Here is a 15778-nt window from a genome sequence, read left to right on the forward strand (position 1 = left end):
TCAGTGGCCGCCGAACCAGCCGGGGACGTCCAGGCGGAAGACGTCCTGCGGGGTCACGGCGCGCAGGTCGGACTCCAGGGCGCGCAGCCGGTCCTCGCCGAGGGTCCTCGCCCAGCCCGCGCGCAGGTCGTCGAAGATGCGCGCCGACCGGACGAGGCTGTCGACGCCCCGCTCGGTGAGCCGCACGATCTTGCGGCGGGCGTCGCCGGGGTCGGAGCCGCGCTCGACGTAGCCCAGCTGCTCCAGGGCGTCGACCGTCTTGCCCGCCGCCTGCTTGGAGACGCCCAGCCGCCGGCCGAGTTCCACGGCCGTGGTGCCCTCGGGGCCGATCGCCTGCAGGACGAAGCCGTGCATCGGCCGCATGTCAGGGTGCCCCTGGCGGGCGAGCTCCGCGTGGAGCTCGTCGATGAGCACCCGGAAGCCGAGGAAGAGGCGGAGCGGCAGCTCGAAGCCCGGAGGGTCCGCCGTCACGATCGCCTCCCGGCTCGCTGTCCCGACAATGGTGTTGTCGAGCTTAGGGACCGCCGCCGCACCCTGTCATCCGCGGCGCGGAGCTCTCACCGTGCGCGGCCGTCGGGGCGGCGCTGGTCCTGGAGCCACTTGTCGGTCTGGCGGGTCGCGTTGGGCGCGGCGGGAGTGCCGGGCGAGCGGCGGGTGGCACGGGTCTCGGTCACGGTGAAGTCGGCCACCACGTGCCGGTTGTGCAGCAGGAAGCCGACGACGCCCGCGATCGCCTGCACGCTGTCTTCCGCGCGGGCGCGGCCGGTGAGCAGGTAGACCAGTGGTGTGGACGGCTGGTCAAGGGCGAAATGGCGGCCGTGGTGGTGCGCGTCCTGGAGCGTCCTGATCGGGATCGGCCGCGAGGTGGTGAACCACGCGGCGACCTCCCAGAAGGGATTCGACGTGTCGGGGTCGCTCGACTCCTCGTAGCAGGTCGTGCAACCCCGGCGAGCGTCCTGCCCGTGGGGGCACGCCCAGGCGGCGAGGTCATGCGGCATGCTGCGCTCGGACATGAACCGACCGTACCTTCCCGTACCGGGAGACCGGTGCTTCCCCCGCTCCCACGCGCCGGGCGCCGTGTTTTCCCCGGCGTTTCCCCGGCCCTTCCTCGGCACTTCCCGGCGTTTCCCCGGCGCCTCCCCGGTGGTCCCGCCGGCTCGCGGTGAGGACCGCCACCCCTTTCCCGCTGCCGGAAGTGGCCAGTGGACCTTGATGGAGTCGCGGATCTTTTTGGGATACCTTCTTTCCTGTTCTGCGCACACTGGGGTGCGCATCCGATGGTTTCCGTGGATTCATCGTGAGCGCGCCGCGCCCCCCGTACCCCGGCGCCGCGCCGTCCCGGCGTACCCGTGGAGACATCGTCACAGGGGGATGAGGCCATGTCCGTCGCCGATCTGTCCGATGCCAGGCGGGATCTGCTCAGGCGCAGGCTCCGGGGCGGGGCCGTCGACACCGGGCGCCCCGAGATCCCGCGCAGGCCCGAGGGCACGCATCCCCCGCTCTCCCCGGTCCAGGAGCCCCTGTGGTTCATGGAGCACTTCACCCCGGGCACCTCCACGTACACCCTCCCGGTCGCGGTGCGGCTGCGCGGCCCGCTCGACGTCGACCGGCTGCGCGACCTGCTGGCCACGCTGACGGACCGGCACGAGAGCCTGCGCCACCGCTTCCCCGCGACGGAGGACGGGCGGCCCGCGGTCCACGTCGTTCCCACCGCGCCGGTGCCGCTGCGCCTGGCCGAGGCCGCCACGGACGCGGAGGCCGCCGAGCTGATCGGCGCGGAGAGCGCCGAGCCGCTGGATCTGGCCGAGGGGCCGCTGCTGCGCGCCACCCTGATCAGGATCGCCGACGACGAGCACGTCCTGGCGCTGTTCGTCCACCACATCGCCGCCGACGGGCAGTCGACCCAGCTGCTCTTCGCCGACCTCCTCGCGCTGTACCGGGGAGACGCCCCCGCCGCGCCCGCCGTCCGGTACGGGGACTTCGCGCTCTGGCAGCGCGAGCGGTCGTTCGAGCGCGAGCTGGCGTTCTGGCGCGGGGAACTGGCCGGGCTGCCCCGCGCCGAGCTGCCCTCGGACCGGCCGCGCCCGCCCCGGCTGACCTTCGACGGCGCCTCCCACGTCCACCGGCTCGACCCCGAGCTGGTCACCGCCCTGACCGGGCTGGGCGCGGAACGCGGCGCGACCCGCTTCATGACCCTGCTCGCCGCCTTCCAGGTGCTGCTCGCCCGCTACAGCGGCCGGGACGACCTCGCCGTCGGCACGCCGGTCGCCGGACGGACCAGGGACGGGCTGGACGACGTGGTCGGCATGTTCGTCAACACCCTCGTGCTCCGCGCCCGCCTCGACGGCGACCCCGGCTTCGCCGAGCTCGTCACCCGCACCCGCGACGTGGTCATCGACGCCCTCGACCACCAGGAACTGCCCTTCACGCGACTGGTCGACGCGCTCGACGTGCCCCGCGACCCGAGCAGGCAGCCGCTGGCCGACGCGCTCTTCTCCATGCACGACTTCGCCGTCGCCGCGGGAGCCGCCGGTGACCTGGCGGCCGAGGACTTCGCGATGGCGCCGGGCTCGGCGCGCCACGACATCGAGCTCTACCTCGTCCCCACCGCCGACGGCGGCATGACCGCCACCTTCACCTACCGGACCGCGCTGTTCGACGCCGCGACCGTCGAGCGGATGGCCGGGCACCTGGAGAACCTCCTGCGGGACGCCGTCGCCCGCCCCGGCGTCCCGGTGAGCGAGCTGGAGCTGCTCGGGGAGGCCGAGCACCGTCTCCTCACCGAGGAGTGGAACGCCACGGCGGCCGACTTCCCCGCCGACGCGACGCTGCACGGCCTCGTCGAGGCCCAGGTGGCGCGGAGCCCCGACGCTCCCGCGGTCACCTTCGGGGGCGAGTCGCTGACCTACCGGGAGCTCGACGAGCGGGCCGCCGGGGTGGCCCGCGTGCTGCGCGGCTCGGGGGCAGGACCGGGATCGCTGGTCGCGGTCTGCGCGGAGCGGTCGGCGGAGCTGGTCACCGGGCTGCTGGGCGTGCTCAAGACGGGAGCGGCCTACGTGCCGCTCGACCCCGACTACCCCGCCGACCGGCTCGCCTTCATGCTCTCCGACGCGGGCGCCGCCGTGGTGCTGACCCAGCGGCACCTGGCGGACCGGCTGGCCGGGCACGGCGCCACCGTCCTCGCCCTGGACGATCCCGCCGTCTGGACCGCCACCGGGGACGCCGGCGCCGGCGCCGCTCCGGGTGGTGCGGGCGAACCGGGCGCGGGTGGCGCGGTGGAGCCGGGCGCGGCGGCGTACATGATCTACACCTCCGGCTCGACGGGCAGGCCGAAGGGCGTGCCGAACAGCCACCGCGGCATCGTCAACCGCCTCGACTGGATGCAGAAGCGCTACGGCCTGACGCCGGACGACGTCGTCCTGCAGAAGACGCCCGCCGGCTTCGACGTGTCGGTCTGGGAGTTCTTCTGGCCGCTCATGACGGGCGCCAGGATGGTGCTGGCCGAGCCGGGCGGGCACCGCGACCCGGCCTACCTGCGCGAGCTGGTGGCCTCGGAGGGCGTCACCACGACGCACTTCGTCCCCTCGATGCTCGGGATCTTCCTGTCGGAGGACGGCGTACGGGACCTGACCTCGCTGCGGCGCGTCATCTGCAGCGGGGAGGAACTCCCGGTCGACCTGGCCCTGCGCTGCCTCGCGATCCTGCCGGGCGCCGAGCTGCACAACCTCTACGGTCCCACCGAGGCCGCCGTCGACGTCTCCTCCTGGCACTGCACCGCCGAGGCGCTCGCGGGCAGGACGAGCGTGCCGATCGGCGCGCCGATCCAGAACATCGCGCTGCACGTGCTCGACCCGCACCGCCGCCCGGTGCCGGTGGGGGTGCCCGGCGAGCTGCACATCGGCGGGGTCGGCGTCGCCCTCGGCTACCACCGGAGGCCCGAGCTCACCGCCGAGCGGTTCTTCCCCCTCGGCCACGACCGCGTCTACCGGACCGGCGACGCGGCCCGGTGGCTGCCCGACGGCACGATCGAGTTCCTCGGCCGCCTGGACGACCAGGTCAAGCTGCACGGCCTGCGGATCGAGCTGGGAGAGATCGAGACCGCGCTGCGGGAGCGCGCGGGGGTGCGCGACGCCGCGGTGATCGTGAGGGAGGACGTGCCGGGGGACCGGCGGCTCGTCGCCTACCTCGTCGCGGACGAGCCGCCGGAGACCGCCCGGGTGCGGGTCGCCCTCGGCGGCACCCTGCCCGACTACATGGTCCCCTCGATGTTCGTCACGTTGGACGCGCTGCCGCTGACGCCGAACGGCAAGCTGGACCGCAAGGCCCTGCCCGCCCCCGAGAAGCCCGGGGCCGCCGAGTACGTCGAGCCCGAGAACGACGCCGAGCGGGCGATCGCCGCCGTCTGGGAGCAGGTGCTCTCGGTGGAGCGCGTCGGCGCGAACGACGACTTCTTCGACCTGGGCGGCAACTCCCTGCTGGCCATCCAGGTCGTGGCCAAGCTGCGCAGGGCCCTGCCCGAGGGCGGTTTGCAGGTCGGCCTGGTGGACCTGTTCTCCTTCCGCACCGTGCGGGAGCTGGCCGGGTTCGTCGGCGGCCCCGGCGGCGGAGGGGTCCGCCCGCTGCTCCAGCGGCTCACTCCCCGCCGTACCGTGACGCGCAGCTACGTCTGCGTCCCGTACGGCTCGGGCAGCGCGATCGTCTACCAGCCGCTCGCCGACGCGCTCCCCGAGGACCAGGCGCTCTACGCCGTCGCCATCCCGGGCAACGACGTCGGGCTGGACGAGGAGCCCGAGGAGTTCGACGAGGTCGCCAGGCGCTGCACCGAGGAGAGCCTGCGGACCGTCGAGGGGCCGGTCGTGATCTACGGCCACTGCGGGGTCGGCGCGGGCCTCGCCACCGAGCTGGCCAGGCGCGTGGAGGCGGCGGGCCGCGAGGTCGAGGCCGTCTACATCGGGGCGATCTTCCCCTTCGCCCGTCCCCGGGGCCTGATGCGGACCCTGTCGCGCATCGGGGAGTTCGAGAGCCTGCGCCGCAGCCAGGGCGACATCAACTGGCTCAAGGCGCGAGGCGTCGACCTGGAGGAGCTCGACCCGGGGGTGGCCGACCGGATCGTCCGCACGATGCGCCACGACGGCAAGGCGGCCGAGAAGTACTTCACCGACCTGTTCGACACCCCCGACCGCGTCCGGCTGCGCGCCCCGGTCGTCTCGGTGATCGGCGAGCGCGACCCGGCGACCGACTTCTACGAGGAGCGGTTCAGGGAGTGGCACTTCATCGCCGACACCGCCGCCCTGGTCGTCCTCGACGAGGGCGGGCACTTCTTCCTCCGCTACCGGGCCGAGGAACTGGCCGGGATCCTGCAGATCCACGACCGGCTGGACGCGCCACCGGAACGCGGTCCCGACGACACCTGGTGGGTCCACGGGGTCGCCAGGACCTCGGACGCAGAGGACGCGAAGGACGCGAAGGACGTCGTGCGGCCCAGCATGGCGCGCTTCCTCACCTTCTCCGCGGGCCAGCAGATATCCATGATCGGTTCCGCGCTCGTCGGGTGGGCGCTGCCGCTCACGGTGCTGGTCGACTCGGGCTCGGTGACGCAGTTCTCGATCCTGGCCGTGCTCAACCTCGCGGGGCTGCTGATCTCGCCGCTGGCCGGTGCGATTGTGGACCGGGGAGACCGGCGCCGGGTGATCCTGCTGGCCGACTGCGCCTCGGCCGCCATCCAGGCGGTACTCGCCGGGATCATCCTGTTCGGCGACCTCCGGCTCTGGCACATCTACCTGCTGATCATCTCGTTGTCGGTCGCGAGCAGTTTCCAGCGGCTGGCCTACAACTCCGCGGTCCCGCAGCTCGTCCCCAAGCACTACCTCGGCCACGCGATCGGGGTCACCCAGATGGCGGGCGGCGTGGCACAGCTGGTCGTACCGCTGATCGCCGCCGGTCTGCTGGCCTGGATCGGGCTGGGCGGCATCGTCGCCATCGACGTGGCCAGCTACGTCTTCGCGATCGTCGTCGTGCTCCTCGTCCGCTTCCCCGACACGCTGCCGTGGCGGCCGAGGGAGCCGCTGACCACCGAGATCGCCAAGGGGTTCGGCTACACCTGGAACGAGCGGGGCCTGCGCTCGATGCTCGCCTTCTTCGCGGTGCTCAACGTCTTCCTGTCGCCGCTCATGCTGCTGGTGTCCCCGCTGGTGCTCTCCTTCGCGACCCTCGCCGACGTCAGCCGCATCTCGGTGGTGAGCGGCCTCGGCGTGCTGCTCGGCGGGCTCACCATGGCGCTGTGGGGCGGGCCGCCCAAGCGGCGCTTCCGCGGTGTCCTGGCCGCCACGCTGGCCATGGCCGCGGGAAGCGTGATCGTCGGCCTCGGCCCGTCGCTGGTGACGATCGGGATCGGCGCGTTCGCGCTGACCTTCTTCCTCACCGTGATGAACTCGATCTACACCACGATCGTCCAGATCAAGGTGCCGTACCGCTACCACGGCCGGGTCTTCGCACTGAACACCCTGGTCGCCTGGTCGACCCTGCCGATCGGCATGGGGCTGGTGGCCCCGCTGGGCACCGCCCTGCTCGACCCGCTGCTCGTCCCCGGCGGCCCTCTCGCCTCGACGGTCGGCGCGGTGATCGGGGTGGGACCCGGCCGGGGCATCGGGCTGCTCTACCTGGTCTGCGCTCTCGGGATGGTGCTGGTCGTCGCCGGGTCGCTGCGGGTCAGGAGGCTGGTGGGGCTCGACACCGAGATGCCCGACGCCCTCCCCGACGACCAGGTGGGACTGGAGGCGATCGAGGCCCGCCGCGCCAGGGCGAACGCCTGACCGCCCTCCTCGACGACCCCGCCTGACCGCTTCCTCGACGCCCCGCGCCTGACGCGCGGTTCCTTCAACGTCCGCGCCTGACGCGCTGGTCGTCCCAAGGCCCGCGCCTGACCGCGCTCCCGGGAGCGCGCTCGGGGTCGCCGGGAGCGCCGCCGGTCAGGGGCGTTCGAGATAGGCGTTCAGGCCGCCGAGGTCCTTGTTGGCGATGAACACCGCGGCCACGAAGAGGGCCTCCTCCGCGTGCGCGGTGCAGGCCCACGCCGAGTCGCCCCAGCCGTCGGCGATCTTGAGCTCGGCGGGTTCCGCGCACTGCCGTCCCGAGCCGCCGAGCTGGCACAGCGCGGGGTGGCCCGTCTCGCGTTCCGCGGCGGCGACCTGGCGCAGCCGCTCGGCGAGCGCGGCGGTCACGGTGCCGCGCTCGTCGGCCTCCTCGCGCAGCAGCCGCTCGGCGCGTACGGCGTGGATGGTCGCCAGGCGCAGGTCCAGGTGCCGGGCGACCAGCGCGGCGAGCCCGGTCAGCACCGCCGTCTGCGTGGCGGTGACCTCCCGCGGGCGCCGGTCGATGACGTTCACGGTGCCCAGCCGATGCCCCTCGGCGGTGACGATCGGGGCGGCCGCGTAGAACCGCAGCCCCAGCTCCCCGCGGACCAGCGGGTGATCGAGGGTACGCGGGTCGGCCGCCGCGTCCTTCACGACGTACGGGCCGTCCGCCAGCACCGCCGAGGCGCACAGGCCGGGCTCGACGCCGACCTGTTCCATCCCGTCCAGCCCGTGGGTGGCGGCGAACCACACCCGGTCGGTGTCGACGACGCCGACCGTGGCGATGGGGGCGTCGAACACGGCCGCGGCCAGCTTGGCGATCTGGTCGAAGGTTCCGTCCGGGGAGGCGCCGAGGATCTCGTACCGCCGCAGCGCGGCCAGCCGCCCGGTTTCGGCGTCGTCACCGGGAGCCGGTCGCGCGGTCTCCGCTTCGTCTCCGGAGGCGGGCACGGCCGGGGGCGGTCCGCCGTTCGCGACGGCGGACGGGCCGGCGGACGCCGACGCGGATGGAGAGGCAGACACCAGGACCGCTTCCGGTAGGGGGACGGGCGGGAACCGCGGGACGTCGAGGTTCTCCATGGGATGACCGTAAACGGTCATGCCAAACATCCCGAATCGATGCCGCGTCCCGCCGAGCGCCGGGCGCGTGCCCGTCCCGAGGAACGCGGTACCGGCCCGATCCGGACGACCGAAGTGCCGCCCGAGCTACCGGAGTACTCGCATATTTCGTTATTTCTGCAGTTCATCGGATGGAAGCAGCGATCTTGGGGGCGTTTCGCGGGCTCCGGGGCGGGCATCGGACCGGTCTAGGGGTCATCGAACGGGGGGACGCATGGCGCGCGGGTTCGACGCGTCCGCTCACTACGGGCGGCGTACCGCCGACGTCCACGACGACGGCACCACGGTGAAGGATCCCCCCGCGGTCGCGAGCGGACCCCTGACGGCTCCCGGTCTCCCCGGGCCCCCGAGCCTCCCGGCCCCCTCGGAGTCCTCGTTACGGCCGCGCACGCGGGGGCGATCCGAGGCCTCCGGATCGTCGCGCCTCCCGGCTCCCCCGGAGTCTCCGACCCGGTCGCGCACGCCGGGGCCCCCGAGGTCCTCCGGCCCGTCACGTTCTCCGGCGCCCTCGAAGTTCCCGCCGTCCCCGTCGCCTTCGCCGCGCTCGAAGCGGAACCTCCCGAACCCGCGGGATCCGGGGGTTCCCGGCGGGGCTCCGGCGCTGCCCGCCGTGCGCGGCCCGATCACCTCCCTGCTCTTCGAACGGCTGGTACGCCCGCCGCACCGCTTCGGTCTCCTCTCGCTCCCGCTCCTGTCGTTCCCGGCGCGTTTCGCGGGCCCGGTCCTCGTGGACGAGGACGTACAGCTGGCCCTCTTCGTCTGCTACGAGCTGCACTACCGGGGCTTCGACGGTGTGGACGACCGGTGGGAGTGGAATCCCTCCCTGCTGGAGGTGCGGGAGATCCTGGAGGCGCGGTTCGAGGAGGGGCTGGCGCGGGCCGTACAGTACCCGCCGGGCTCGCGGCCCGAGCAGACGCGCCAGGCCCTGGCCGAGCTGGTGGCCGCCGCCGTCGACGGGCCCGACCTGGCGGGGTTCCTCCAGCGGCAGGCCGACCTGGAGCAGTTCCGCGAGTTCGTCGCGCACCGGTCGATCCACCATCTCAGGGAGGCCGACCCGCACACCCTGGCGATTCCCCGGCTGAGCGGCCGTCCCAAGGCCGCGCTGGTGGAGATCCAGGCCGACGCGTACGGCGGCGGGAGGGCCGAGCGGATGCGCTCGGAGCTGTTCAGGACCACCATGCGCGGGCTGGACATGGACGACTCCTACGGCGCCCATCTCGACCGGGTCCCGGCGATCACGCTGGCCGTCTCCAACGCCATGTCGCTGTTCGGGCTGCACCGGCGCCACCTCGGAGCGTTGCTGGGCCACCTGGCGGCGGTCGAGATGACCTCCTCGGCGCTCAACCACCGCTACTCCCTGGGCCTGCGCAGGCTGGGCGGCGACGAGGCGGCGCGGCGTTTCTACGACGAGCACGTGCGCGCCGACGCAGCCCACGAGCAGATCGCCGCCGACGACATGTGCGGCGGCTTCGCGACGCAGTACCCCTCGCGGGCCGGCGACGTCCTGTACGGCGCGGCCTGCGCCCTGACCCTGGACCGGCTCTTCGCCGAGCACGTCATGAGCCACTGGCGTCGCGGCACCTCCTCGCTGCGGGAGGCGGGCGCGGCGACGAGGTCGTGACCGACCCCGCCCCCCGCCACCCGGCCTCGTCCGGCGGCCGCCACCGATGAGAGCGGCGTACCTCAGCCGCCGTGCCCCCGCATGGCCTGGCGGATCGCGTCGCGCGTCCGGTCCACGATCGCCAGAGGCGGCCCGAACAGCAGGTTCATGACCATCGACTCCGTGCCCGGGTGCGGGTGGGTCGGGGCCAGCGCCTCGGCCGCCTTCACCCCGGCCGCCATCGCCCGGCGCTCGGCCACGCTCGTCCGGGCGCGCAACCGGGCGAACTCGTGGCGTTCCTCGGCTTGGGCGTGGGCCAGCACCGCCGCCCGCAGCACCTGGAGATGCCCGGAGAAGTCGGGATGGTCGGCGCCCAGCCTCTCCAGGTCGGCGAGCAGCTGCTTCGCCTCCCTCTCCTCCGCGAGGCGGTCGCCGACCACCTCGTCCCCATCCTCGATCTTGAGACGCGCGTAGGGGTGCACGACCTCCTCCTCGGCGGTCTCGTGCACCGCCAGCATCCGCACGAGGCGCTCGAAGGCCTCGGTCCGTTGTGCCCCCACGGGGGATTCCTCGACCTCGTCGAACAGATCCCTGATCATCGCGTGCTGGCGTACCAGCAGGTCCACGACGTCGTTCTCGCCCATCGACTCGGGCACGGCCTGGCGGTCACTCATGAGTCCCCCTGTGTCGTCTACCAGGTCGGATTACCCCCACCTGGGCACCGAAACCCGGGGGACGTCGCGGGACGCGGACGGGTGCGGGCCGCCGTCAGACGGTGATCCACTCGGTGACGACCGTCGCGTCCCCGAGACGGCAGCGGAGGCTGAACGGCCCGGCGGGAACATCGTCGTAGATGAACCTGCCCAGGTCGTCGGCCGTCAGGGTGGCCGGCCGGCCTCCGAGGACCTCGACCTCCACGCGTCGCGGCGGCATCAGCTGGCCCACCACCCGCCCGCCGGTGGCGGTCACGGTGACCTCCAGGTCGACGGTGAGCCCCGCGCCCTGGAAGGTCAGCACGCGCGGCTGCCGCTCACCCCGCACCTGCGAGGACCCGCTCAGCGAGTCGAAGACCAGCTCGGCCAGCTCCGCGTCGAGCGTGCGCAGCGTGTACGCCTCGACCGCGATCTGCAGGAGATGCGAGGGAACGGGATCGAACAGCTCGATGGCGTGGCGCAGCTCCGCCTCCAGCTCGTCGTCGCTCATTGGAAACCCCGCCTGCCCAGGAGGACGCGCAGCCGTCGCAGGCAGCGCTGCCTGATCGGCCCGATGCTCCCGACGGCGATGCCGAGCGTCGCCGACACCTCCTGGTAGCTGGACGGCGGTGACGCCGTGAGCAGGCGCAGCAACCGCTGGCAGCTCTCACCGAGCTCCTGGAAGGCCTGCCAGGTCGCCCGCGCCCGCTCCCGCTCCCTCGCGGCGTCCTCCGAGTCGATCACCGCCTGCTCCGGGGTGCGGTCGTCGACGACGCGGTCGAACACCCCCGGGTCGCCGCTCGGCGAGACCCGCCGGGCGGCCCTGATCACCTTGATGCACTCGTTGCGCGCCGTACTGGCCAGCCACGCGCCGACCCTGTCCGGCTCACGGATCCGCGTGAGGTTCTGCGCGAGCCGGAACCAGGTCGTCTGGTAGACCTCCTGCGCGTCCGCGTCTCTCAGCCCGTGGGCGCGCACGACGGACCACACGAGGGGGCTGAGACCTTCGACCAGGGATTTCCACGCCGCGGCGTCGTCGGTGTCCACCGCGGCGCGGAAGAGGATGCCGATCGAGTCTCGATCCACGGTGAGGTCCCCTTGCTTTCGGGACTGTCATCGTACGCCGGAGGGCCGATCCGCCCGCAGTGGTTTTCAGTGCCCGGCCGGAACACTTCGCACGCTCGCCGATTTCCAGGTGGAGGGGATGAGAGCCGGGACGGGGATGCTCTGCAGGATGCCGACGGGGGTCTCGTCCAGGAGCCTTCTGGCGGCCTCCCGGGAACCGGTCCCCTCGTGCCGCATCATGTAGTCGGCGATCATGCCCACCACCAGGGGCGTGGAGAAGGAGGTGCCGCTCCACTCCGCCAGGCCGTCGAACACGACGCGCTCGGGAAGCGCGGCCGGCGACGCCTTCGCGTTCTCGCTGAGCTCGCCCCGGTGCGGGGGGAACCGGCAGGTGCAGTCGTACCAGTGGTCGTACCGGCAGCGGGGGAAGGTGGAGTGCTGGTAGTCGTACACCGCGGGGGTGGGGTCCACCGCGGTGAAGGCGCTCACCAGACGCTCACCGGGCGCGTACGTCGTCACCCACGGCCCGTGGTTGCTGAAGCAGGCGCGGTCCGCGCCGTCCTTCCTCAGCGCCCCCACCGACACGACGGCACCGGCGTAGCCGGGGTGGTCGGCGTAGGCCGCGGGCCAGAACCTCACGTCGTTGCCGTTGTTCCCCGCGGCCGCCACGAGCAGCGTCTCGGGGTGCTCCATCAGCGCGTCCATGAAGCGTTCGAGCCCCAGGAGCGTTTCCGAGCACGTGCTCGGCGTCCCCGCGGACAGGTTGATGATGTCGGGCCACCTCCCCTCGGGCAGCATCCCGCCGAGCAGCTTGTCACCCAGGACCTTCTCGCTGATGGCGCCCGCGTTGACGAGCGTCCCGTGCACCGTGACGTCGGTGCCGGGCGCGACGGCGCTGACCAGCCCGGCGATGAAGGTGCCGTGCCCGACGTACTGCTTGAGGACGCCCTCCTTGTCGAGCTCGACCTCCTTGCCCACGCCCTCGACGCGGTGCATCCACGGGTGCGACTTGTAGTTCTCCACCAGCCCGGTGTCGACCACGAGGACGGACACCGGCACGTCTCCCCGGCCGGAGAACTCGGCCACCGCCGGGTTGGGCGGCTGGGACCGGGGCACCGGCACCGGCTCGTCGCCGGGGCAGCAGTTCACCGCGATGGACACGATGTGGTTCCTGGACACCATGCGACGGCTGTTGTCACGCTCCAGGCCCTCGACGGCCCTCAGGGCGTCCGACACGTCCCGGTCGCCGGAACGTTCGCTCCTGTCCGGTTCCCCGACCCTGATCCTGAGCACGCCGCCCGGGCTGTCGTCCCGTTCCACCCGCACGTTCTCGGTCTGGTCGCCGCCGCGATCCCGGACGAACGCGTCCCTGACCACCGAGGCGACCTCGTCGGCGTCGTCGGCGCGGGCGAGGACGTAGCCCTTCTCGTAGAGGAACATGCGCTCCGGACCCTCGAAACCCGCCGCGAGCACGATCTCGTCGCCCATGGCGGCCTGGATCTGGTCGAACTGTTCCTGGAATCTGTCTGGTACCGCACTCGTCATATTCGCCGTCCTCGTCTCGGAGATGTCCTGACGTCGCCACGGGTTAAGAGCCGCCGGTCGTCTCGTTGATACACCCCCCGAGCGGATTTCCGGGCGCGAACGGGAGTCCGAAGCCGGACGGGGGCGTCCTCGGAGGGCTCCACGGCATGGACGCCCTGAACACACCACGTCTAACATCGATCCGTGACCGGGGGAAGCTCGCGGATCCCGCCGCCCGCGGGAGACCCGCTCTCCCTGCTGCCCCTGGTGTTCGCCCGCCCCGCGGACGCGCTGGCCGGAGCGCGGGCCGTGTTGTCGGGGTTGCCGGGGCTGCCGGGGTTGCCGGGCGCGCCCTCGCCGCACGACGCCTCCGTCGCCCACCAGGTGATCGGCATCTGGCATCGCGACTTCGGCGACCTCATGGTGGCGATCGGCCACCTCCGGCAGGCTCGCGCCCTCGCCGCCAGGTCCGGTTCCCCGAACCGCGAGGCCGACGTGCTGGCGACTTTGGGCGCCGCCCTCATCCACGCGGGCCGTACCCGCCAGGGGATGGCGGCGCTGGAGACGGCCGTCGAGAGGGGCAGCGGGGTCACCGGGGCCCGCGTGCTGTTCCGCCGCGGCTACGCCTGGTGGATCCTCGGCGGCCACCGCGAGGCGCTCGACGACCTGCGGCGGGCCATTCCCGCCCTGCGCCGCGCCCAGGACACGATCTGGACCGCGCGTGCGCTCACGCTCAGGGCGACCGTCCACCTGGCCATGGGATCCGTCGAGCGGGCCGAGGCCGACTTCGTCGCCGCCGAGCGGCTGTGGGACACCACCGACCAGGAGCACGACAAGGCCGACGCCGTGGAGAGCCGCGGGCTGGCGGCGTTCAGGTCCGGCGACCTCCCGGCGGCGCTGCGTCTCTTCGACGAGGCCGCGAGTCGCTACGAGGCCCTCGGCACGCCCATGTTCGTGCTGCACATCCGGCGGTGCGGGGTGCTCCTGGCGGCCGGGCTGGCGCGCGAGGCGCTGGAGGAGGCCGACGCCGCCACGGAACAGCTGAACCGCATGGGAGGACAGACGACCCGCAGCGCCGAGCTCCTCCTGATCGCCGCGCGGGCCGCGATCGCGGCGGGTGAGCCGCACGCGGCGATCGCCCGCGCGAGCACGGCCATCCGGCTGTTCTCCAGCCAGCGCCGCGACTGGTGGCAGGCCCACGCCCGGCTGGTGCTGGTCCAGGCCAGGTTCGCGGCGGGAAAGGTCTCCGGCCGCTCGGTGCGCGACGCCGCCGAGGTCGCCGTACGGCTGGCGGAGCTGCGTTCCCCCGAGGCGGTCCAGGCCTCGCTGCTGGCCGGCCGTACCGCCCTCGCCCTGGGCTGGGAGGCCGACGCGGAACGGCATCTGGCCGCCGCGGCCAGGGCCAGGGGACGCGGGCCCGCCTTCGCCCGGGTGGACGGCTGGGTGGCGCAGGCGCTCAGGGCGGCCACGGCGGGACGCACGCGCGGCGTGCTGGACGCCTGCCGCCGGGGGCTCGACCTGCTGGACGAGTACAGGATGACCCTGGGCGCCTCGGAGCTGCGGGCGCGGGCCAGCGCGCAGGGGGCGGAGCTGGCCCTGCTCGCGCAGCGGGCGACCCTCGCCGGGGGGAGCCCGCGCCGGTTCCTCGGCTGGAGCGAGCGCTGGCGGGCCACCGTGCTCGCGGTCCCGCCGACCCGGCCCCCGGACGATCCCGGGCTGCTGCGCGACGTGACGGCCTTCCGCGAGATCAGCAGCCGGGTCGACACGGCGAGGCAGGGGGGCGTGCCGGTCCCCGCGCTGGAGCGCGAGCAGCGGCGGCTGGAGAGGGAGATCCGCGCCCGCACGCTCCGCACCCGCAGCGCGGGCGGTTTCGACGGGCACCGCTTCGACGCGGGCCTCCTGCTCGACGGGCTCGGCGACGGGTGGCTGGTCGAGATCGTCGCCGTCGACGGCGAGCTGCACGTCCTGCTCTGCGGCCGGGGCCGGGTGCGCAGGTTCGCCGCGGGACGGCTGGCCGACGCGGCGATCGACGCCGACCACGCCCGCGCGGGCCTCTCGCGGATCGCGTACGGGGGCTCGGAGGGCAGGTTGCCCGTCCTCGAAGCGGGCGGGCGCCGCCTCCAGGAGTCGCTGCTCGGTCCCGCCGTGCGCCACCTCGGGGACGGTCCCGTGGTCGTCGTCCCGCCGGGCAGGCTGCACGGGGTGCCCTGGGCGCTGCTGCCGGCGCTGGGCGAGCGGGTGCTGAGCGTGTCGCCGTCCGCCAGCGCCTGGCTCCGCGCCCGGCAGATCGAGCCGTCGCCGGCGAAGGAGCGGGTCGTGCTGGTCAGGGGGCCGGGGCTGGCGACGGGCGGTGCCGAGATCCCGCTCCTGGCCGCGCGGTACGGGGAGGCGACCGTGCTGGGGTCGGGCACCGCGGTCGCACCGGCCGTGCTCGCGGCGCTCGACGGCAGCAGGCTCGCCCACATCGCCGCGCACGGCACCTTCCGCTCCGACAGCCCGATGTTCTCCTCCCTGAGGATGGACGACGGCCCGCTCACGGTGCACGACCTCGAACGGCTGCACAGCGCCCCGTACCGGATCGTCCTGTCCAGCTGCGACTCCGGCAGGCTGCAGCCGGTCGGCGCGAACGAACTGCTCGGCCTCGCCGCGGCGCTGCTGCCGCTGGGCACGGCCGGGATCGTGGCCAGTTCGGTGCCCGTCGACGACCAGGCCGTGGTGCCGCTGATGCTCGCCCTGCACGAGGGGCTGCGGCGCGGCCTGAGCATGGCCGAGGCCCTGCGCGACGCCAGGCTGGCGATGCCCGGCGACGCCCTCAACCGGGCGACCGGCTGGTCCTTCTCCGCCATCGGCGGGGCTTGACGGCTCCGGCCGGGTGACGTCCGGTGTCTCCGGCAGGGTGGAGCCTGACGCCTCTGGCCGGGGGACGT

Annotated in this window: 10 protein-coding genes; 3 read left to right on the forward strand and 7 right to left on the reverse strand. The window is 73.5% G+C overall.

Annotated features, from left to right (window positions below):
- Positions 1-471: a MarR family transcriptional regulator gene (locus ACVCAG_RS28030; protein WP_440086127.1), complete on the reverse strand. Its 471-nt coding sequence runs from the start codon at positions 469-471 to the stop codon at positions 1-3.
- A gap of 86 nt (positions 472-557) precedes the next feature.
- Positions 558-1013: a hypothetical protein gene (locus tag ACVCAG_RS28035; protein ID WP_440086126.1), complete on the reverse strand. Its 456-nt coding sequence runs from the start codon at positions 1011-1013 to the stop codon at positions 558-560.
- A gap of 366 nt (positions 1014-1379) precedes the next feature.
- Between ACVCAG_RS28035 and ACVCAG_RS28040 the strand changes: the two genes are divergently transcribed.
- Entirely contained in the window at positions 1380-6812 is a 5433-nt protein-coding gene (locus tag ACVCAG_RS28040; RefSeq protein WP_447190557.1) for an amino acid adenylation domain-containing protein, read from the forward strand.
- Between the two features lie 156 nt (positions 6813-6968).
- Here ACVCAG_RS28040 and ACVCAG_RS28045 read toward each other — a convergent pair whose 3' ends face one another.
- Positions 6969-7931: a GAF domain-containing protein gene (locus tag ACVCAG_RS28045; protein WP_447190558.1), complete on the reverse strand. Its 963-nt coding sequence runs from the start codon at positions 7929-7931 to the stop codon at positions 6969-6971.
- Between the two features lie 649 nt (positions 7932-8580).
- Between ACVCAG_RS28045 and ACVCAG_RS28050 the strand changes: the two genes are divergently transcribed.
- A complete protein-coding gene (locus ACVCAG_RS28050) occupies positions 8581-9591 on the forward strand; it encodes an iron-containing redox enzyme family protein (protein WP_447190559.1) in 1011 nt (336 codons plus the stop codon).
- A 62-nt stretch (positions 9592-9653) separates the two neighbouring features.
- Here the strand turns inward: ACVCAG_RS28050 and ACVCAG_RS28055 are convergent, their stop codons facing one another.
- From ACVCAG_RS28055 to ACVCAG_RS28070, 4 genes are all read right to left on the reverse strand, one after another.
- Positions 9654-10244 carry a hemerythrin domain-containing protein gene (locus tag ACVCAG_RS28055; protein ID WP_447190560.1) on the reverse strand — a complete coding sequence of 197 codons (591 nt, stop codon included), beginning with the start codon at positions 10242-10244 and terminating at the stop codon, positions 9654-9656.
- Positions 10245-10338: 94 nt separating this feature from the next.
- Positions 10339-10773 carry a hypothetical protein gene (locus ACVCAG_RS28060; protein ID WP_440086121.1) on the reverse strand — a complete coding sequence of 145 codons (435 nt, stop codon included), beginning with the start codon at positions 10771-10773 and terminating at the stop codon, positions 10339-10341.
- Complete coding sequence (locus tag ACVCAG_RS28065) at positions 10770-11348, reverse strand: sigma-70 family RNA polymerase sigma factor (protein WP_440086120.1); 579 nt, start codon at positions 11346-11348, stop codon at positions 10770-10772. Before ACVCAG_RS28065 ends, ACVCAG_RS28060 begins: the two co-directional genes overlap by 4 nt.
- Positions 11349-11414: 66 nt before the next feature.
- The gene (locus tag ACVCAG_RS28070) at positions 11415-12872 is read right to left on the reverse strand and encodes a S8/S53 family peptidase (RefSeq protein WP_447190561.1); all 1458 of its coding nucleotides are present in this window, start codon (positions 12870-12872) and stop codon (positions 11415-11417) included.
- 183 nt (positions 12873-13055) lie between these two features.
- Here ACVCAG_RS28070 and ACVCAG_RS28075 point away from each other — a divergent pair, with 183 nt between their 5' ends.
- Entirely contained in the window at positions 13056-15710 is a 2655-nt protein-coding gene (locus tag ACVCAG_RS28075; RefSeq protein WP_440086117.1) for a CHAT domain-containing protein, read from the forward strand.
- Positions 15711-15778: the final 68 nt, after the last annotated feature.

The organism is Streptosporangium sp. G12 (assembly GCF_052983175.1).